The 16,323-nt window shown below is 56.6% G+C and carries 29 protein-coding genes; 15 read left to right on the forward strand and 14 right to left on the reverse strand.

What is annotated here, in order from left to right; genetic code table 11:
- Positions 1 to 272: 272 nt before the first annotated feature.
- The 14 genes from aqpZ to CE491_RS31065 all read right to left on the reverse strand — a co-directional run bounded on the left by aqpZ (position 273) and on the right by CE491_RS31065 (position 8,805).
- Positions 273 to 965 carry an aquaporin Z gene (gene aqpZ / locus CE491_RS17065; RefSeq protein ID WP_110949506.1) on the reverse strand — a complete coding sequence of 231 codons (693 nt, stop codon included), beginning with the start codon at positions 963 to 965 and terminating at the stop codon, positions 273 to 275.
- A 487-nt stretch (positions 966 to 1,452) separates the two neighbouring features.
- The gene (locus CE491_RS17070; protein WP_110949507.1) at positions 1,453 to 1,815 is read right to left on the reverse strand and encodes a hypothetical protein; all 363 of its coding nucleotides are present in this window, start codon (positions 1,813 to 1,815) and stop codon (positions 1,453 to 1,455) included.
- Positions 1,816 to 1,993: 178 nt separating this feature from the next.
- Positions 1,994 to 2,383 (reverse strand): antiterminator Q family protein, encoded by a 390-nt coding sequence (locus CE491_RS17075; RefSeq protein ID WP_110949508.1) that lies wholly within the window; start codon positions 2,381 to 2,383, stop codon positions 1,994 to 1,996.
- On the reverse strand, positions 2,380 to 2,667 hold the full coding sequence (locus CE491_RS17080) for a hypothetical protein (protein WP_110949509.1): 288 nt from the start codon (positions 2,665 to 2,667) through the stop codon (positions 2,380 to 2,382). Before CE491_RS17080 ends, CE491_RS17075 begins: the two co-directional genes overlap by 4 nt.
- Positions 2,664 to 3,152 (reverse strand): hypothetical protein, encoded by a 489-nt coding sequence (locus tag CE491_RS17085; RefSeq protein WP_110949510.1) that lies wholly within the window; start codon positions 3,150 to 3,152, stop codon positions 2,664 to 2,666. The genes CE491_RS17080 and CE491_RS17085 overlap by 4 nt, the downstream gene beginning before the upstream one ends.
- Positions 3,139 to 4,521 (reverse strand): replicative DNA helicase, encoded by a 1,383-nt coding sequence (locus tag CE491_RS17090; protein ID WP_110949511.1) that lies wholly within the window; start codon positions 4,519 to 4,521, stop codon positions 3,139 to 3,141. The genes CE491_RS17085 and CE491_RS17090 overlap by 14 nt, the downstream gene beginning before the upstream one ends.
- On the reverse strand, positions 4,518 to 5,297 hold the full coding sequence (locus CE491_RS17095; RefSeq protein WP_110949512.1) for an ATP-binding protein: 780 nt from the start codon (positions 5,295 to 5,297) through the stop codon (positions 4,518 to 4,520). The genes CE491_RS17090 and CE491_RS17095 overlap by 4 nt, the downstream gene beginning before the upstream one ends.
- Positions 5,297 to 6,040 carry a helix-turn-helix domain-containing protein gene (locus CE491_RS17100; RefSeq protein WP_110949513.1) on the reverse strand — a complete coding sequence of 248 codons (744 nt, stop codon included), beginning with the start codon at positions 6,038 to 6,040 and terminating at the stop codon, positions 5,297 to 5,299. The genes CE491_RS17095 and CE491_RS17100 overlap by 1 nt, the downstream gene beginning before the upstream one ends.
- Positions 6,037 to 6,624 (reverse strand): hypothetical protein, encoded by a 588-nt coding sequence (locus CE491_RS17105; RefSeq protein WP_110949514.1) that lies wholly within the window; start codon positions 6,622 to 6,624, stop codon positions 6,037 to 6,039. Before CE491_RS17105 ends, CE491_RS17100 begins: the two co-directional genes overlap by 4 nt.
- Positions 6,621 to 7,385 (reverse strand): BRO-N domain-containing protein, encoded by a 765-nt coding sequence (locus tag CE491_RS17110; protein ID WP_110949515.1) that lies wholly within the window; start codon positions 7,383 to 7,385, stop codon positions 6,621 to 6,623. Before CE491_RS17110 ends, CE491_RS17105 begins: the two co-directional genes overlap by 4 nt.
- On the reverse strand, positions 7,382 to 7,717 hold the full coding sequence (locus CE491_RS17115) for a hypothetical protein (protein WP_110949516.1): 336 nt from the start codon (positions 7,715 to 7,717) through the stop codon (positions 7,382 to 7,384). Before CE491_RS17115 ends, CE491_RS17110 begins: the two co-directional genes overlap by 4 nt.
- Positions 7,714 to 7,968, reverse strand: coding sequence for a hypothetical protein (locus tag CE491_RS17120; protein WP_110949517.1), 255 nt, complete (start codon positions 7,966 to 7,968; stop codon positions 7,714 to 7,716). The genes CE491_RS17115 and CE491_RS17120 overlap by 4 nt, the downstream gene beginning before the upstream one ends.
- Positions 7,965 to 8,405: a hypothetical protein gene (locus CE491_RS17125; protein WP_199885143.1), complete on the reverse strand. Its 441-nt coding sequence runs from the start codon at positions 8,403 to 8,405 to the stop codon at positions 7,965 to 7,967. Before CE491_RS17125 ends, CE491_RS17120 begins: the two co-directional genes overlap by 4 nt.
- 133 nt (positions 8,406 to 8,538) lie before the next feature.
- Entirely contained in the window at positions 8,539 to 8,805 is a 267-nt protein-coding gene (locus CE491_RS31065; RefSeq protein WP_110949519.1) for a Cro/CI family transcriptional regulator, read from the reverse strand.
- Positions 8,806 to 8,913: 108 nt separating this feature from the next.
- On the opposite strand from CE491_RS31065, the gene CE491_RS17135 reads away from it, so the two are divergent.
- The 15 genes from CE491_RS17135 to CE491_RS17205 all read left to right on the forward strand — a co-directional run bounded on the left by CE491_RS17135 (position 8,914) and on the right by CE491_RS17205 (position 16,321).
- On the forward strand, positions 8,914 to 9,570 hold the full coding sequence (locus tag CE491_RS17135) for a LexA family protein (protein ID WP_110949520.1): 657 nt from the start codon (positions 8,914 to 8,916) through the stop codon (positions 9,568 to 9,570).
- Positions 9,571 to 9,678: 108 nt separating this feature from the next.
- Positions 9,679 to 10,197 carry a hypothetical protein gene (locus CE491_RS30290; RefSeq protein ID WP_199885144.1) on the forward strand — a complete coding sequence of 173 codons (519 nt, stop codon included), beginning with the start codon at positions 9,679 to 9,681 and terminating at the stop codon, positions 10,195 to 10,197.
- An 8-nt stretch (positions 10,198 to 10,205) separates the two neighbouring features.
- Complete coding sequence (locus CE491_RS17145; protein WP_199885145.1) at positions 10,206 to 10,949, forward strand: DUF1828 domain-containing protein; 744 nt, start codon at positions 10,206 to 10,208, stop codon at positions 10,947 to 10,949.
- Positions 10,950 to 11,121: 172 nt separating this feature from the next.
- Positions 11,122 to 11,373: a DUF1654 domain-containing protein gene (locus tag CE491_RS17150; RefSeq protein WP_110949523.1), complete on the forward strand. Its 252-nt coding sequence runs from the start codon at positions 11,122 to 11,124 to the stop codon at positions 11,371 to 11,373.
- Positions 11,374 to 11,507: 134 nt separating this feature from the next.
- Positions 11,508 to 11,819, forward strand: coding sequence for a response regulator transcription factor (locus CE491_RS30985; protein WP_110949524.1), 312 nt, complete (start codon positions 11,508 to 11,510; stop codon positions 11,817 to 11,819).
- Between the two features lie 115 nt (positions 11,820 to 11,934).
- On the forward strand, positions 11,935 to 12,168 hold the full coding sequence (locus CE491_RS17160; protein WP_267894489.1) for a CopG family ribbon-helix-helix protein: 234 nt from the start codon (positions 11,935 to 11,937) through the stop codon (positions 12,166 to 12,168).
- Complete coding sequence (locus tag CE491_RS17165; protein WP_110949526.1) at positions 12,155 to 12,736, forward strand: hypothetical protein; 582 nt, start codon at positions 12,155 to 12,157, stop codon at positions 12,734 to 12,736. Before CE491_RS17160 ends, CE491_RS17165 begins: the two co-directional genes overlap by 14 nt.
- Positions 12,724 to 13,149, forward strand: coding sequence for a hypothetical protein (locus tag CE491_RS17170; protein ID WP_110949527.1), 426 nt, complete (start codon positions 12,724 to 12,726; stop codon positions 13,147 to 13,149). Before CE491_RS17165 ends, CE491_RS17170 begins: the two co-directional genes overlap by 13 nt.
- Complete coding sequence (locus CE491_RS17175) at positions 13,146 to 13,343, forward strand: hypothetical protein (RefSeq protein WP_110949528.1); 198 nt, start codon at positions 13,146 to 13,148, stop codon at positions 13,341 to 13,343. The genes CE491_RS17170 and CE491_RS17175 overlap by 4 nt, the downstream gene beginning before the upstream one ends.
- Complete coding sequence (locus tag CE491_RS30295) at positions 13,336 to 13,662, forward strand: hypothetical protein (RefSeq protein ID WP_199885146.1); 327 nt, start codon at positions 13,336 to 13,338, stop codon at positions 13,660 to 13,662. The genes CE491_RS17175 and CE491_RS30295 overlap by 8 nt, the downstream gene beginning before the upstream one ends.
- A complete protein-coding gene (locus CE491_RS17185) occupies positions 13,659 to 13,901 on the forward strand; it encodes a hypothetical protein (protein ID WP_110949529.1) in 243 nt (80 codons plus the stop codon). The genes CE491_RS30295 and CE491_RS17185 overlap by 4 nt, the downstream gene beginning before the upstream one ends.
- Positions 13,885 to 14,580, forward strand: coding sequence for a hypothetical protein (locus CE491_RS17190; RefSeq protein ID WP_110949530.1), 696 nt, complete (start codon positions 13,885 to 13,887; stop codon positions 14,578 to 14,580). Before CE491_RS17185 ends, CE491_RS17190 begins: the two co-directional genes overlap by 17 nt.
- Positions 14,577 to 14,939, forward strand: a complete 363-nt coding sequence (locus tag CE491_RS17195; RefSeq protein ID WP_110949531.1) for a hypothetical protein — start codon at positions 14,577 to 14,579, stop codon at positions 14,937 to 14,939. Before CE491_RS17190 ends, CE491_RS17195 begins: the two co-directional genes overlap by 4 nt.
- A 10-nt stretch (positions 14,940 to 14,949) precedes the next feature.
- Positions 14,950 to 15,183, forward strand: a complete 234-nt coding sequence (locus tag CE491_RS17200; protein WP_110949532.1) for a hypothetical protein — start codon at positions 14,950 to 14,952, stop codon at positions 15,181 to 15,183.
- A 1-nt stretch (position 15,184) separates the two neighbouring features.
- A complete protein-coding gene (locus CE491_RS17205) occupies positions 15,185 to 16,321 on the forward strand; it encodes a tyrosine-type recombinase/integrase (protein WP_110949533.1) in 1,137 nt (378 codons plus the stop codon).
- The last annotated feature ends 2 nt before the right edge of the window (positions 16,322 to 16,323 follow it).

The following is a 16,323-nucleotide window of genomic DNA, read 5'->3' on the forward strand; positions in this document are numbered from 1 at the left end:
AACGCTGACGACTCATGGCACCTCCTATTTGGGCCTCATTATGAGGCTTGGAGGTGTCTATGAAACCAGGGGCGATTCACATCTGTTAATGGCTGGGATGAAGAAGAGCGATATGTAAGGCATAGCAGGTATTGCCAACAAGGCGTGAAAAAACGACTCGTGACGATACGGTAATCAAGTCATTCGGAGATCAACCCGGATGGCCTGCCGAAACAGGACATCACGTGTGAATCAGGAAAGCTGGGATTTAGGAACCCGTCCCAGATGATCACTTAACGGTCGTCTTCCAGCAAATACCGATAAATCAAGCCACCAGCCGCGCCGCCAAGCAGAGGCACAACCCAGAACATCCAGAGCTGCGACAACGCCCAACCTCCTTGAAAAATGGCTACACCTGTACTGCGGGCCGGATTTACCGAAGTATTGGTCACAGGAATGCTGATCAAGTGAATCAATGTCAACGCTAAACCAATGGCTAGGGGGGCGAAGCCTGGTAGAGCCCTCTTATCGGTGACGCCCAGTATGACCAATAAGAAAAAGGCCGTCAGCACAAACTCCGTGACTACCGCCGACAATAGGGAGAATCCACCTGGAGAATGCTCACCATAACCATTGGTAGCAAATCCAGCAGTGACGTCGAAGCCAGCCTTGCCGCTGGCAATCAGGTACAGAACAGCACCCGCAGCAATAGCGCCGACAACCTGAGTTACAACGTAGGGAACAACATCCTTCGCACTAATTCGTCCACCGGCAAGAAGACCTATGGTAACGGCTGGGTTGAAGTGACAACCCGAGATATGGCCAAAAGCGTAAGCCATGGTTAACACGGTCAGACCAAATGCCAATGCGACGCCAGCGAAACCAATGCCAAGTTCTGGGAATGCGGCAGCAAGAACCGCGCTGCCACACCCACCCAATACGAGCCAAAATGTGCCGAAAAACTCGGCTGCCAAACGCTTACCCATCATGCATCTCCTTAAATTTAGATGTAAGGAGAAAAGCGTAGCATTACTGTTTGATACATGAGTCTTTTTTCTAGGCGACCTGCTTTAACCGTCCAGTCCCAACCCAAACGCCAATCTGCACCCGCAGAGCAAGGAGCCGGGGCTTTCGCCTTGATTCGCTGAGCGAACCCTTGCTGTATCTGCCGCATGCGCAAAATTCGGGCATAAAAAACCCGACACTAGGCCGGGTTGATCCACTGTCGGAAATCCTTTCCGAATACACAGGGCTTGTGAGCGACCTGCGGCAGTGGACCTTGATAATGACGAAAGAATTTAGTCTGAGCAAATAAAAAGCCCGGCTCTAGACCGGGCTTGATCCACTTTCACAGTCCTTTCCAGCTGGGCATGGGTTCATGGGCTGCCTGCGAAAATGGACTTTGATCATGGCAAAAGAATTCAGTGCGAGCAAACAAAAAGCCCAACGCAGAGGCCGCGCTTCCTCAGAGTCTCACATCGTTGGACGCTTGCTGTTACGGACGAACAAATAGATCAACCCAATTGGAGCGACGAAGATTGCGAAAGCCCAGCAAATCACAATCGTGAGGTACTTTGCGATAACGAAAGTGACAGCGTTGAAGTAGAACTGGTTGTTGCCAACGATGTAGCTGACCACGCTCTCGTAGACAAACCTCGCGTACGGGTACAGCACGGTGTTGATCACTGCGAATGCGATGAAGCCATAATTCGCTGCGTGTTTACCGCTGAGCGACACAGTAATCAGCAGTGCTGCGATGACAGCACCGAACAAAAAGTGCCTCAGATACACCGGCCCGCTCAGTGCTCCGAAGGTTTTAGCAAAAAACGACTGCATAAGATTCCCTTCTTGATGATGGATACTGCACGATTATATCGATATCAAGGGAAAGTCAAAAGACCACCGCCAATAAAAACCCCAGCGCTATGGCTGGGGTCTGATTATCTGGGTGTCGCGCTGAATGCGTTGAACACCGTGCCATGAAAACAGGTGTTTATACACGCGTAAAGAACTTTTATGCAGCTTCCCGCAAACTCTCCAGCGCGCTATCCACCCATGCCACTCCCGCCTTCATCAACTCCCTGAATTTCGGCTCTCCGATCTTGAATTCCCGAGCAACTCTGAGGGCGGGCCACTTCGCTCCAAAGTACAGCCAGAGGATGTCGCCCATCTGTTGGTCGCGCTTTGTCAGTCGCGATACAGCCGCGTCTACTGCTAATGCCAACTCATCCGTGATCACATATTCCTTGACCCCACCCTCTCCAGGCGTGTTGTCACGGATCAATGCATGCAATGGAGAGACATAGCGGGGGACGCCCATCCCATCCATCCGCCACCAGCCCCATTGCTCCAGCAGGTATTCGGTGTCGCCCAACGGCTTGTCGGTGTAGGTTCGTTTCTTCATGCCGCCTTCCTCGGATCTGGGTCACTCAAGCCGAACAGGTCGCGGAGCAACCGGTCGGCGACAATGTTTTTGGCGTTCCCTTCCAGTAGCCAGCGCTGCCCGTAGTCGTGGAAGCCGATCTGCAACCGGCTGGAATGCCAACTGGCGATGATGGTCAGCAGTGTGGCCAGCGCCGCCGGCCCGCCCATCTTGACCTTGGCCAACTCCTCGCCGGCGATCTTGAGAAATTGGCATTCGATGTCGCTCATGGCTTTGCGCGGCTGTGCCGCAGTCACATTACTCATCGCCCGATCCCCGCTTCGATGTTCATCTCGACCTCTTCGACGATCTGGTCAAAGCGGCCATAGGGCAATTCTTCTCGCAACGCACAAATCAGCATCTGGTCCCGGCTCTGCCAATGCGGATCTTTGCGACGCGCCTCGATGCGCAGTTGCTTCATGTGAACCATCAGCCGTTGGCGATCGCGCTGGATGTGCTTGAGCGCCGCCTTGGCCCGGTGATACCAGGTCGGGTCGGCGTAGCGCCCGTCAGACTTGGCCAAGCCCTCCGCAACGCCGATTTGGCACTCCAGACGAATAGCGTCGCGGCACAGTTCTTCTTCCAACAGTTCGCACTCAGGAAGCGTCGGCGGAAGTTCGCGCGGGCCATTTGGCGTTGGGCGTTTGTCAGCAGCACCGGCACGCTTTGTAACGGTTACCGTCATGCCAGCGTCACGCTTGGGCGTCACGGTTGATGATGTGGAACGTGGCCACAGATCAGAAAGTTTCATGGTCTGGTCTCCCCTTCGAACGACCGGTGAATTTCAGCACTCTGCCCATCTCGACCTCTTCGTCAGAGGGCGGCTTGCCACCGAATGGCACGAAACGCACGAACTTGCCCTGCTGCTGGACGAGACAGGTGCCCTGCTTGCCATGGCGGCACTTGCCGACGATCAATTCTGTGACGCCGTTCTTCCCTTCCTCGCTTTCCATGTCGCGATGGACCAGGATCACCACGTCGGCGTCTTGCTCGATCTGCCCGCTGTCGCGGATGTCGCTCGGGCGCGGGCGCTTGCCTGGACGATTCGTTGGTCCACGGTTGAGCTGCGCCAGCACGATCACCGGCACCTTCAACTCCTTGGCGAGGTTCTTCAGCGCAGTGGAAATCTTGCCGACCTCCAGCGTACGGTTCTGCCCGCCCTCCCCTGCGATCAAGGTGATGTAATCGACGACGATCACATCCAGCCCTTCACGGCGCTGGCATTGGCGGGCGATTGAGCGGATACGCGCCACGGTCATTCCCACTTGATCGCTGATGTACAACCGGGACTTGTGCAGCTTGTTGACGGCGCCGGTGATCTTCGGCCAATCCTCGTCTTGGAGCGTGTGCCCCTCGTCGAGCCGAGTCAGGTCCACGCTCCCCAGAGAGGCTATGTTGCGTGTTACCAATTCTTCCTTGGTCATCTCCAAGCTGAAGATCAAACCGGCTCCAGCGCGATCACAGGTGACGTGCTGGGCCATCTGCACGCCGAGGATTGTCTTGCCCGATGCTGGCGGGCCTGCGACCACCACCATGTTGCCTGGGCGAAGTCCGCGGATCAGCTTGTCCAGGTCTGGAATGCTGGTGGTCAACCCCTTTGGTGCCGTCTGGGTGAACTTGGCGTCGATGGTATCGATCACCGTCGTGAGGATGTCGCTGACCTTGTGGTAGTCCGGCTCACCATCGTCGAGGTCACGCAGGTCCGCCATGGCTTGCTGCCCGCGCGCGATGATTTCAGCCACTGGCAGATCGTCGTTGGCCGACTGACTGATCGAGTGGGCGGTCTCGACGACCTTGCGCAACACGGCGCGCTCACGGATCACGCGGGCATAGGTCTTCCAGCTCGAGGTGCCCTGCGCGTTCTGCTGAATCCTGGCGGCGAAGGCAAGCATGCTGTCGCCGCTGGGCAGGAACTGGTGGTGCTCGCTCACCATCACCACGTCCACAGGATCGCCAGCTTCGTGGCAGTCAAGGATGGCCCGGAACAGCGCCGCATTCTCGATTTCGTGAAAATCGGAGACGCTGACTTTCGAGCTGATTTCATCCAGCAGGTTGGGGTCGATGAAGATGGCGCCCAGGAGACCGTGCTCAGCGTCCACGTTGAACAGTTCGCGACTCATGCATCACCTCGTGCCGACGCCCAACGGAACAGCACAGCCAAGCCGCCTTCGCGCAGCCGATCCACAGCACGATCGCCCAGGCACTGGCGCAGATCAGTCATGCCGAGGTTGCTCACGATGATGGTGGGCTTGCGCTGCTCATACCGGCCGTTGATGACCTCGAACAGCACCGTGCGCTCGAAGTCAGTCCCGTGCTGAACACCGATCTCATCGATCACCAGCAGATGTGGAGAGACGAGTTCGGCATAGACCGCAGACTCTGATCGGTCGCGGTTGCCAAACGTGTCCTTCACCGAGCGAATGATCCCTCCCGCCGTCGTGTAGCGGCCAATCAGCCCTTGCGAGCCGAAGTTGCGAATGACCTGCTGCAGGATGCCGGTGGCCAGGTGAGTCTTGCCGGTGCCAACTTGACCAAGCAGCATCACCGAGCGGCCCACACCGAAGTTCTCGCTGAAGGCGTCAACGTAACCGGTCGCCATGTGCCAGGCGCGGAGCTTGTCCTGACTGTCGCCCGCCGCCCAGGTGTCGAGCGAGCAGCTTTGGAAGCGCAACGGGATACCGGCATCGAGCAGACGCTCGTTCGTCAGACGATCACGATGGACCGTCACGCCCACCGCGCGAATGACAGAATCGCTGGAATGGCGCTTGTCGAAGTTGCAGCGTGGGCAGCCATACCAGTCAGGCTCTGCGCCGAACTGCTCAACAAGCGAGTCGTTGAACTGGCCATGGTCCACGCACTCACGCAGCGTAGTCTCGATGCTGTGTCGAATGCTCATCAGAGATTCCCCGCGATTCGGTATTGTCCATCTGCGCCGAGCACGAGACCTTCCTCGTAGTCGATCTGGTCAAAGCCGGTGTGTCGTGAGGGCGCCGAGTTGTTGGCTTTAACCTCGTCCTCCCAGCGCCTGCCGTTGAGCCAGGTGGTCGGATGAGGGATGAACTGCCCATTGCTTTTCAACCAGTCGATACTGGTGGCTTGGCGCGCAAGCGCAGCAGTGATGACAGTGAGCAGATCGGGCGTCACGTTGAGTTTCTTCCATGCAGCTTCTGCTTTGGCCTTTTGGACCTTGCGTGGGTACAACTTCCAGAACACTGCGAACCCTTCAGGTGAGTCTGATTTGCCCGTAGGTTTAGGTTCCTTGACTGGTTCAGAAGAGTGACTGGTTCTGGGGGCAGATTCCGCCCCACCCCCTCGGGCAAATTCCGCCCCAGGTAGGGCAGGTTCCGCCCCACCCCGGTCGCCTCCCACCCCACCATCAAGAGTGAGGTGGAACACATTTGACTGATTCACTTCGCCCTTGCGACGAAACTCGCGACGAAGCAAACCGGCCTGCTCAAGCTCCCGAATGTGCACCTTGACCGTTGACCGGCTGATCTCGCACTGATCCGCGATGTGCTGATAGGAAGGCCAGCACTCACCCTGATCACTCGCGTTATCGGCCAGCTTGATGAGGACCAGCTTGCGCAGTGGATGACCGACCTTCGTTTTCATGGCTTTGACCATCAGGTCCATGCTCATTGCAGGGTCTCCCCTGGCTGACGCGCGATCTTCGCGCCAAGCGCCGCCACTGATCCGCCCGAAAGACGCAGCACCAGTTTGCGCAGGGCGGCTGAGGCATCGATTGCAGTGACCCGCGCTTGTGACATAGCCAACGCCTGCGGCGAATGATCCATGAGGGCTTCGCGCACCTTGTCGCTGTAGTTGAAAGCCGCGCAGGCCAGTTGCTGGGTTGTCAGCCCATCGAAGGAAGCAGGTGGAAGCGGCGAAACGGGCACCGTTACGACCGGGATGTGCTGATCAGGCAGTGGCGCGCCTTCTAACAGATATCGCCCCATAGCCTCCCAGTGTTCCTGCGCGACCTGCTTGGCGTCGTGCCCTGTCTTACGCTTGAACAGCACCTTGAGGGCGTAGAACGCCCGGATCAGATCGATATGAGTGTCGTCTTCCTTCTCGATGCTGTACTCGGGCTCGTTGATCACATCCAATGTGTCCTTGACGACCTCGAAGCATTTGAGCAGCAACGCCGCATCGGCATATTTCTCAAAATTTTCTTCGTCGATAACTTCCACAATCGGCGGGGTAAAATTCGCAACGTTGTTCATAGAATCTTTCTCCGGCCCAGCTTGAACCGGCCTTGCTGAATGTCAGGATGGGTAGCGCGCTCGGCGGTCACAAAGGTGCATTCGGTGATGAACTTGTCGAAGCGTCGAGTGATGTCGGCCGTTGGCCAGATGGCATAGGGCTGCGCGCCGTCATCGGCGTGATTGCTGCGCACCATGGCGAACGGTAGCGGCGCGCCGGGGATATCGCGCATCACGGCGTTGATTACCCAGGGCGGAATGCCGTGGCGAAGATTGATGCGCTCGCGGATCGTGGTCATCGACTCGAAACCGGCCGGCCTTGAGTCGAGGTAACGGACTTGCTCGACGTTGGCCACTCGGGTTTCGATACGCTCCAGCGCTACCTGCTGTTCAGCCTGCTGTCGTTCGATGGTGATCACGGCCTGGGCATTAGCCAGCAGTTGCTCACCGGGTGTCATTGGCCGCTGGTAGCTGCCCGTCTTGCGGATCGTCGGCAACACATCGCCCACAACCCATTCTTCGAATGCTTCGGCGGCGGGCATCTTTGAACGCATGACCAGGCGGTAAACGTCGCGCTCGGGGATGACCTTGATATGCCGGACCTGCCCCGTCATTTCGACGGGGTAGGTTTTGGGGGCTTTGCAATGGGTGCGAACCGCCTGATCGGTGTCGGCGTACTCCAACAGGTCTGCAACGTCCTTTGCCACGAACCACGGCTCGCCCTGCTCGTCCGTGATCACGCGAATGTCGGTGCCGTTAAAGTTGAATGAGGTCAAATTCATCGCACCACTCCTGCCATCAGCACCAACTGATCTGGTGTCTCGCCGGTAAGCGCGGCAAGACGGGCGAAAACGTCCTTGTGGAAAAAAGCAGTACCGCAGCCACCTACGTTTATCGCGGTGAACGCCATAAGGGCGCCGATAGCACGCTGCGCCCAAGCGAGTCTTTCTGTACTGTCCTCAGTTGCAGCAACACGGCTCAAAAAGTCAGCAACGACGGCTTGGGGTGCCGGGTGTAAAATCCCATGGTTGAACGAGCCGTGAAGGTGTGCAGCCTGATATCCAGGTCGAATCTTGCGTGGCGGGCGTGGAGAGCGAGGAATAGAGGTTTTCATGACGACACCTCCGCGCCTTCAGCCAAAATCTTCCGAAAGTTATCGATGGCGAAGTCGACATTTGTCATGCCGGTGTCATCGAGGTGTTTCGCGAGTTGCGACAAGGCCTTGATGTCGTGACCGCCGAACTGCGCGTCGCGAGCGATGGCGCGAGCGATGGCAGAGACCCATTCGAGGTGGTTTCTGGCCACCTCCAACTGGAATTCAGCCTCATCGGCAAGTTTGATCAGAACTGGTTTGGGAGCGGTCATTGGTCACCCCCGATTGCGCCACTATTGTCCGAGGTCGCGTTTTGTGGCGCGGAACCGCTGGACGCCAGATACGCCAAACCCGGCTGCTCAGCGTCACGGGACTGGGTTATCCGGCTGACGTGGTCTTCCACCAGCTTTGCGAACTCAGCGGGCTCGCAGGTGATGCCTCCCGTTTGAGTGATGCGGAACTGAGAGCTTGGAAAGTGCGGCGCCAGCAGCTCCAGCAGCTCCACCGCCAATGCTTTTTCAAACAGCGGGTCGCTCCTGAAGCACACCTGCACGTTTTGGAGGACTACAACGCGCAGGAACATGGGCGAGAAGAAACATCCCAGGTCAGTCTCGCCCATTCCGACAGAGGCGTTGCCAAGAGCTGACCCATACGCAATTTTTTGCCGCTCTTGCGTTGGTGGTGGTGCGGTGGTATTTTTTGGTTGCACGATATCGTCCTCACTAGACGAAGATTCAAAGAAAGTCCCTGCCAGGGGACTGGATTAAAAGGCTCCCGAATGGGGGCCTTTTTGCTGCGCGCGATTTAGCCGGACAGCAAATACTGTGAGGTGTTTCTGGCTCTCATGCGAGCACGTCCGAAACACTGGATGGAAGCACAGCGCCATCAGGCCCAGATGTGCAGGCCAGAGCATTGTTGGATGATTGATTCAGATTTGGGGGAGCTGTCACCTCGGCAGCAAGGGCCCCACCGGTCAGCATTTGAATTTGAAACTGACGCAGACGCGGAATCACTTCCCCCCAAAGCGTCACCGCGCTGGGGGAGATATCCAGCGCATCGGCAAGTTTCTTCTTGCTACCGAAATGTGAAACAGCCTGGGTGGTCTTCATTAAGCGTTCCTCTGGGCATAGAGGAAATTTAAGCAGACTTAAGATTTTGCCGCAAGGATCTTTTTTAGCACACTGCATGCTAAAGGAAAGGTTGCTTAACATTTGCCTATGACTAGATATGAACGAATTGTCAAAGCCATTAAGGCTAGCGGCAAAAAGAAAGTCGAAATCGCCCGGGAATGCAATGTGTCTGCCTCGGCGGTAACGCAGTGGGTTACCGGCGAAAGTAAAAATCTCCGACCAGAAAGTATCTATGCACTGGCCAAGGCCACGGGCTTTCGTGCTGAATGGCTCGCGATGGGTGAAGGGCCGGAGCGGGAACCGGAGCAAGATACCAACGTGAAAGATGTGGGCCAGCCAAACATGATGTTCCGGTACCCGGTAATTTCCTGGGTCGCTGCAGGTGCCTGGGCGGAAGCTGTCGAGCCCTACCCGCCTGGCTTCTCGGATCGCTACGAGATGTCGGAGTACGATTCGAAAGGCCCTGCGTTCTGGCTGGAGGTCAAGGGCGATTCAATGACTTCGGCAGTGGGTCAGAGTGTCCCTGAAGGAACTCTGATCTTGGTCGATACAGAAGCTGACGCTCATTCAGGCAAGCTTGTAGTCGCGAAGCTCGGCGACAGCAACGAGGCCACGTTTAAGAAATTGGTGGACGATGGAGGTCGGCGATTCCTGAAGCCGCTGAATCCTGCTTACCCGATCGAAGTGGTTGCGGATGACTGCCGGATAATTGGCGTGGTGGTCCGGGCCTTGATGAAGTTCTGAGTTATCCGCGTCATTTTGTGACGGCGAACCCAGCTTTAGACCGCTAGGGATGTAGCTCAAGCCTAACGCCGCCGACCGCGGCCAACCGAATGCATGGAGCTGTGGCGGATGGCGCAACAGAAAACAATTCCTTACGACGATGCGGTGCTTGCCATCTCAGCCTTAAAGCTCTGGCCAAAGGGTTTAGTCTTTGACTGGAAGACGTCATCAACGAAGCGGTTTCCGGCGCCTTTCAGCTTCCGAAGCCCGCTGGCTCTGAACGACGAACAGACTAAATTTGCCGAAGATTGGTTTGTTGAGCTGTATTTCAAGAAGAACCTGGTGCCCGGCGTGCGTGACACGCTGTCCATTACATTTGTGGTCAACAAGGCGCGCGTAGTCTCGATAGACGACAATGGGCAAGGCGCTCACCTGAATAAGATTGGTGCAGGGCTGCCCTTCTATCAGTTGGCGGTGGATTTCCCCCACTTGCATATCCCAATTCCTGAAAGCAGCTATGGATATGCCGAACCGCTGAACAGCACTACTGTTCAAGCGCTATGGGAGCTATTCTTGCTCAAAGCCAACATTACTGGAGCCCCAAGAATAGAGCTTCCCGAGGCCGGCCAAATGGACCTATACCGATGAATTGCACAATGATTAGCAGCCAGCTTGGCTTTAAGTGCAAGCCCGTTAGCGACAGCGTTTACTACCTTGAATCGCCACTGACATTGGCTTTCGACGGAAACCTCATTGGCGCATACGTCCAAGATCTCGGCAACGGCAATATGCGGATTAGTGACAATGCTGATACGCTTTTTTCAGCCATAACGCACGGCTTGAAGCCTACCGCCGCGAAAGGCCGAAAGATGGCGGAGCTGGTGGAGATGAGCGGTCTTGAGTTGTCCGATGGCGGCGAGATTTTCAAGACCTGCACCCAGGACCAACTAGCCTTCTATCTTGCGCGCTTCGTTGAAGCTGCTGAGCATGTTGGATTTGCGTGCAACAAGCTTCGGCCTTCACCAATCTCCAGATTTGATCGGGTGATCGAGACCGCTTTGCGGGGGGCTTACCATGCCCGTCTGAAAACCGACTTCCATATCATCGGCGCGAGCGGCCATCAGCTGACCCTACCGTTTGCCATCGTGGATGAAGGGGAAGAGTCGACCGTCATCCAGACCATCCCAACAAAAAATGGAAAGGTTGATTGGAGTCTCGTATATCGAGCAGTCGGCAAGATGCTGGATATCAAAAACGCTCACTCCGGGGCTATACGCAAGGTGATTCTTGAGCCAGGCGATGAAGACGATAATCGCAAGGCTGCTACTGCATTAACTGATGCTGCAGAGGTCCTCATCTACACTGGGACCAACCATCTTATCGACGCCATGGCAGCATAACCATACTTATTGCAACTTTTCAGGCCCGCCACTGAGCGGGCCTTTTTGTGCTCGGGTGCCAGTCAGAGGCCTTGCCCACATGTTCGATCGTAGCCGTCCTACGAGCCACTTGCCAACCTCCTACGCCGTTACTACTGTATATATATACAGCAGTAGAAAATGGAGGTTCACAATGCTTCATCAGCCAGATGTCACCCAGGCCAAGCCGCGCACCTACGAGCAGATCGGCCACCGCATTAAGCAAATCATCGACGACCCCAAGGTGCAAAAACTCCAATTTGTAATCATCTCAAGGCTACCGAACGAGAATCCGGTGGATTGGCGCCGACTGTTGATTGATATGGCCAACACCAACGGAATTCGCGTCGAGAGGCTCGAAGGTGAATCCTTCAGGGTCGGGTGGCGTGAGTACTGCGAAGGATGAATGAGGCCCGCTATGTGCGGGCTTTTTTGTGCCTGGCAAAAACTCAAGATCAAGCAGGCTGAATTATTTTATTTAGCGCGCTTGACCGCAAAACTTAAGTGCGCTTAAATCTTCTCACACACAGGGAGCTGAGAATGAACGTAACGACTATCACCTTCGGCAAGCTTCAAGCGACAACAGGCCTACTTGCACTGCAGGAGCTTCGCGCCGCGTTAGCTATCTGTACAGGTCTCGCAAACAAGGAAATTGCGCGGGTTATGGACTGCGCACCTAGCACCGTAAAAAAGACTATCGAACGCCTTTTCTTCAAGCTCGGAGTATCAAGCCGATCAGCTTTAGTCGCCGAAGCTTTTCGTCGTGGCCTGATCAGCTTTGTATCTACGGCAACACCTGACCCACAACACCACGACCATGATCAAAATCAACAAGGCGTGCTCCTCGCCTGACTGCCAAGGCAGCGGCGAGCGCCTTTATCGAGGGCGTTGTCCGGTGCTCAGCGAAGCCTGACCCATTCCACCAACTTTTGCGAAAGCCATATATCGCGGCACGCCACAGGCTTGCCTGGAGAAAACTCAAATGACCGACTCAAGAAACGCCGACAAGTTTGTGATCAGGCTGCCCGATGGCCTGCGCGACAGGGTGGACGCCGCCGCGAACGAAACGCATCGCAGCATGAACAGCTTGATCATCGTAGCGATTGAACAGTACCTCGACGGTCAACAACGCCAAGAGCTGCTGCTGGATGCGCTGGTCAAGGCTGCCGCAGACAAAGAGGTGTCCCATGCAATCGACTGAGAAAATCACTCTGGTGTTGCGGCCGCACGCGGGCTACACCATCGCCGACCTTCAGCAGTACGCGAAGCTGGGTATGCCAGTTGGCGTAGGCCGCTCGCTTGGTGTCATCGCTGGAGCGAGCGAAGGCGATGTGATGGAGCGCGCCGAACAGTTGGAGAGCCAGGTGACCTTGGCCGAGGAGGCTCTCACTCGCAGCAAGGCCCATGCAGCAGGCTGGACCGATGCTCAGGTGCTGGATTTCCTTTCGGTCGCGCTTCGTCACGTGGTGGTCGAGGGTGAACTGAAGTATTCGGACATCACCGACGCCCTGAAGTACATGGGAAACAAAGGTCGACCAGCGTTCGTGCGTGCGTTCGACATGGATGAGCACATCCAGATGGCCGCGGACGCTCGCCGATATCGCTGGTTGCGCGACCGGACCTGCATCGAGGACGCCGACAACGATCTGATGGTGGTACGCGGTGACAATTACTTCGATGGATCAGAGCTGGACGCCGAGATTGACAATGGCATGCGTTTGGATCGGCTGCTGGCGAAGCATGGGGAGACCGAACCATGCGCGGACTGATCCCGGCGAATATCGGAACAATTTGTTCCGAAACCAAAGTGGGACAACTTGTCCCACTATTCCGAAAGGGTAGGCTGATTCCGCTCACCCAACTGACAAGTCGGTTGGGACAGCTGGCTCAAGTTGAGCTACCTGTCACCAAGGGTGGAAACAGTCTTTCCACCCTCGCCCTTCTGGTTCTGTGCAGCTTGGCCAGCCTCGCCCACGCCGATCAGACCGATCACAAATTCATCGACGTTCAACACGACAGCGTGCGCGATGCGACTTGCTGGATTCTCAACGGACGGTCGATCATCTGCTTGCCTGACTCGCAACTGCGCCAGCCGAACCCGGCGCCAGATCGGTCCCAGCCCGGGGCAAATCCGGCGAGCACTCCTGCCCCGCGCCAGCATGAGGAGGTGTTCCAGCTATGAGCATGATCACCAACGGATCGCAGATGCACCTCAAATCTGAGTTTCAGAAGCTTGGCGACCGCCTCATTCGGTTTGGTCAAGCACTCCAGGAAGACACCACCACAGTTGGCGAGTTGATGCGGCTGGCCAACGCCTGCGGGATCAAACTTCGCCTGCGCGCCTCTGCTGAATCTGGAGAGAGCGACGATGAGTAGTCTTGCAGAACAAGCGCTTGAGCACGCCCGGCAGCGGTTGGCTGGCCAAGCCACAAAACGGCCTACATCGAGGGTCGCAAAAATCAACATCCCCACGCCTGCGCCTCCACGCAGCCTTGAGGTGGTCGTCGATGGGCCGATCAACCACTTCATGTTCCTGGAAGGCCGGGCTTGGGCGATCGACATGGTGAAGTCACTTCGGGCTTCGCCGCTCAAGGTCGTGATCGAGCGGCTTGCAGGTGCAGCGCAGAACCGGCCGGGCAGCTATGCGGCGGGTATCGACTCGGTGATCAAGGAGCTGGGAGGTGAGCAGCAATGAAGTCCCAAGCCACCCGAACCAACGTCACCACCTACAGCGCGACCGTGCCTGAAAACGAGATTACAGCCGCACTGTGTGAGCTGCTGGCCAAGCAGAACGGGTTCAGCCTCGAAAGCAGCAATGTGCGCTGCCGCGGCTACCTCAGCTCGGAGAACACAAGCACTGGCTACAAGCACAGCTGGAAGATCGAGGTCACCGTTGACCACTCTCAGGAGGCCAGCCATGCGAATGAAGCCTGAGCACTCACGACGCCTGTTCGAATTGAGCAACCGTGGAAACAACGATCCGCTGATCTCGTTGATCATAGCCCGCCGCGCCGCCCGCCACCTTTGCGCCGAGGCCGACCATGATCGCGAATACTTCGACGCCGAGATCGACACAGCCACGGCAGGCCTTCCATTCACCAAGGTGAAGCTTGACGAGTTGAAGGCGGATCAGGAAAAGCGCCGCGCTGGTCGCCACAAGAACTTCCTCGCCATCGCAGACTGGATGCTCAGAGCTGATGATTACCTGACGTCCGTTTATGGCATGGAGACCATTCTTGACGTTCTGGCCGTGAACCCGGTCCACCGTGCTGAAGCGGCAGAATATGCCTGCGAAGCGCGCTCGACGCTGTCGGGCATTGCATGGGTTGCCGGACTGGAGGATAGCGCCAACACAAGATCGGGAAGAAAGCAGCCGGATTGGAAGAATGGCCCGCTGTTTAACGCTTTTCAGAAGCAGTTCATGCAGCTACTGCTTGATAAGCCTGGCGCCCTGCCTGACCCGTTCGCTCCCGGTGGTCCGTTCTACGGGATGCCGACCTACTACCAGCAGCCCGACGGCACCATGGCCCGTAAGAGCGCTTCGCTGACGGTGCATGGCCCGGACGGCAGCACTCGCGTGGTGGACCGGAAGATCGAGGTGCACAAACCATGATCGACATGCAAGAAGTCATCGACATGCAGCGCGCTGGCAGGTTCGAGGAGTTAGCCGCGCGCGGTATCCAGATCACCGACGTCAAGCTCGAGCAGGTCGAGGGATGGGCCAAGCCGTGCTTTACGAAATCCAAGGCGCACTACTTCGTCCAGACGTCCGCCGACGCTATCGGACCAGGCGGACGTTACCGCACCTGGAAGTCGCTCTGCGGTACTGAGGCGATCACCAGCGACAGGGCGCCCATGTTCGCCATCGGCAGCTACGACCGCTGCAAGGCGTGCTTGAAGAAGCGGAATGCGACCCGAAGCCGTGACGCGTCAGCTTCGCTGCATGCACAAAATCTGAAGAGTCAGGACTGAGGGAGGCGCCATGGCCAAAGTCATTGCACAAATTACAGCCCGGTTGCCACGGCTCATGGAGGCAGGCGAATATCGAAAGCTGCGCTACGCTGGCGGAAAACCGAGCCTGCAGCAGTTGAAGAAATGGATCGAGGACGGGGAAGTCGTGGGAGAGGTAAAAGGCGGGATGTACTTCGTTGACCTGCAGGCGGCCATCACAGGCTCGGATGATCCGCTGCTCGCGCAAATGATGGACGTTGGCTGAGATGTCGCCGCGCCCACGTAGACCGGTTAACCGGAAGCTGCCGCCGAACCTGTACGCCAATGGGCAATACTGGCGCTACAAGAACCCGATCACGGGGAAGATGACGAGCATCAACCGCCCACTAGAGGAAGCTGTCAAGATGGCCAAGGCTGCGAACGCCAAGTTGGCCCCGCTGATGGCCGGCGACGGTGAAATGCTCGCGATGATCACCGGCGACAAGCTGCCGAACATGCGGCACCTTATTGACCGATTCGAAAAGGAATGGCTGCCGGATCGCAAATACGCCGACAGCACGCTAGAGGAAATCGGCTACAAGCTCGAGCGCTATCGTACCGACCTGGGCGACCTGTTGGTTGGGCAGGCCGACGTCCAGGTAATTGCCGAATACCTCGATCAATTCTCCAACAACGCTTACACGAAACACCGCGCCCTGCTGGTGAACGTCTACAAGTTTGCCGTCGCGAAAGGCATGGCTGAGCGGAACATTGCGAACATGACGCTGCTCAAGAAGGAAGAAGAGAAAAAGCGGCAGCGCCACACGATGGAAGGCGTGCAGAAGATGATTGCCGCCAGTACGACTCCAGACTGGTTAAAGCGAACTATCAGACTCGGATTGCTCAGCCTTCAGCGCCGCGAAGATATCGTGACTTGGCAAAAGTCTGCCGTTGACCTGGAAAACAACACCATCAAAGTTTCACCAGGTAAAACCGAAGGATACGACACGCCCATCCACTTGAAGATAGTGATGGGAAAAGCGATGCGGCAAGTAGTGCTAGAGTGCATGAAGTCAACGATATTGTCGCCATACCTTATTCACTACCAGCCCAGAGCACGGCGCAAAGAACAGGTAGAGGCCAAAGAACATTGGACGTGCATCACACCCGATTATCTGACCAAGTGTTTCAGGATCGCTCGCGATGCCGCGCACGCCTACGATTATTTGCCTTCAGAAGAGCGCCCTACTTTCCACGAGCTTCGCGCATTGGGTGCTTGGCTGTACGAACAACAGAAATTTCCGACAGAATATGTTCAGGCTCTGATGGGGCATGCAGACGAGAAGATGACGAAGGAATACCAGGAGGGGCACAAGGCCAAGGAGATCGAATACGTCGAGGTCGGTGCCGGACTGGCACTCTAAAA

Origin of the sequence: Pseudomonas bohemica (assembly GCF_002934685.1) — a bacterium.
In the GTDB taxonomy this organism is placed as follows: domain Bacteria; phylum Pseudomonadota; class Gammaproteobacteria; order Pseudomonadales; family Pseudomonadaceae; genus Aquipseudomonas; species Aquipseudomonas bohemica.

Bases quoted from the DNA above. Each gene is read 5' to 3' on its own strand.
- CE491_RS17110 (WP_110949515.1), bottom strand. From the start codon at position 7,385: ATGAATTTGACCTCATTCAACTTTAACGGCACCGACATTCGCGTGATC.
- CE491_RS30290 (WP_199885144.1), top strand. From the start codon at position 9,679: ATGGCGCAACAGAAAACAATTCCTTACGACGATGCGGTGCTTGCCATC.
- CE491_RS17135 (WP_110949520.1), top strand. From the start codon at position 8,914: ATGACTAGATATGAACGAATTGTCAAAGCCATTAAGGCTAGCGGCAAA.
- CE491_RS17205 (WP_110949533.1), top strand. From the start codon at position 15,185: ATGTCGCCGCGCCCACGTAGACCGGTTAACCGGAAGCTGCCGCCGAAC.
- CE491_RS17095 (WP_110949512.1), bottom strand. From the start codon at position 5,297: ATGAGCATTCGACACAGCATCGAGACTACGCTGCGTGAGTGCGTGGAC.
- CE491_RS17115 (WP_110949516.1), bottom strand. From the start codon at position 7,717: ATGAAAACCTCTATTCCTCGCTCTCCACGCCCGCCACGCAAGATTCGA.
- CE491_RS30985 (WP_110949524.1), top strand. From the start codon at position 11,508: ATGAACGTAACGACTATCACCTTCGGCAAGCTTCAAGCGACAACAGGC.
- CE491_RS17165 (WP_110949526.1), top strand. From the start codon at position 12,155: ATGCAATCGACTGAGAAAATCACTCTGGTGTTGCGGCCGCACGCGGGC.
- CE491_RS17085 (WP_110949510.1), bottom strand. From the start codon at position 3,152: ATGAAACTTTCTGATCTGTGGCCACGTTCCACATCATCAACCGTGACG.
- CE491_RS17080 (WP_110949509.1), bottom strand. From the start codon at position 2,667: ATGAGTAATGTGACTGCGGCACAGCCGCGCAAAGCCATGAGCGACATC.
- CE491_RS17120 (WP_110949517.1), bottom strand. From the start codon at position 7,968: ATGACCGCTCCCAAACCAGTTCTGATCAAACTTGCCGATGAGGCTGAA.
- CE491_RS17090 (WP_110949511.1), bottom strand. From the start codon at position 4,521: ATGAGTCGCGAACTGTTCAACGTGGACGCTGAGCACGGTCTCCTGGGC.
- CE491_RS17145 (WP_199885145.1), top strand. From the start codon at position 10,206: ATGATTAGCAGCCAGCTTGGCTTTAAGTGCAAGCCCGTTAGCGACAGC.
- CE491_RS17170 (WP_110949527.1), top strand. From the start codon at position 12,724: ATGCGCGGACTGATCCCGGCGAATATCGGAACAATTTGTTCCGAAACC.
- CE491_RS30295 (WP_199885146.1), top strand. From the start codon at position 13,336: ATGAGTAGTCTTGCAGAACAAGCGCTTGAGCACGCCCGGCAGCGGTTG.
- CE491_RS17070 (WP_110949507.1), bottom strand. From the start codon at position 1,815: ATGCAGTCGTTTTTTGCTAAAACCTTCGGAGCACTGAGCGGGCCGGTG.
- CE491_RS17100 (WP_110949513.1), bottom strand. From the start codon at position 6,040: ATGAGCATGGACCTGATGGTCAAAGCCATGAAAACGAAGGTCGGTCAT.
- CE491_RS17150 (WP_110949523.1), top strand. From the start codon at position 11,122: ATGCTTCATCAGCCAGATGTCACCCAGGCCAAGCCGCGCACCTACGAG.
- CE491_RS17105 (WP_110949514.1), bottom strand. From the start codon at position 6,624: ATGAACAACGTTGCGAATTTTACCCCGCCGATTGTGGAAGTTATCGAC.
- CE491_RS17200 (WP_110949532.1), top strand. From the start codon at position 14,950: ATGGCCAAAGTCATTGCACAAATTACAGCCCGGTTGCCACGGCTCATG.
- CE491_RS17175 (WP_110949528.1), top strand. From the start codon at position 13,146: ATGAGCATGATCACCAACGGATCGCAGATGCACCTCAAATCTGAGTTT.
- CE491_RS17195 (WP_110949531.1), top strand. From the start codon at position 14,577: ATGATCGACATGCAAGAAGTCATCGACATGCAGCGCGCTGGCAGGTTC.
- CE491_RS17075 (WP_110949508.1), bottom strand. From the start codon at position 2,383: ATGAAGAAACGAACCTACACCGACAAGCCGTTGGGCGACACCGAATAC.
- CE491_RS17190 (WP_110949530.1), top strand. From the start codon at position 13,885: ATGCGAATGAAGCCTGAGCACTCACGACGCCTGTTCGAATTGAGCAAC.
- aqpZ (WP_110949506.1), bottom strand. From the start codon at position 965: ATGGGTAAGCGTTTGGCAGCCGAGTTTTTCGGCACATTTTGGCTCGTA.
- CE491_RS31065 (WP_110949519.1), bottom strand. From the start codon at position 8,805: ATGAAGACCACCCAGGCTGTTTCACATTTCGGTAGCAAGAAGAAACTT.
- CE491_RS17185 (WP_110949529.1), top strand. From the start codon at position 13,659: ATGAAGTCCCAAGCCACCCGAACCAACGTCACCACCTACAGCGCGACC.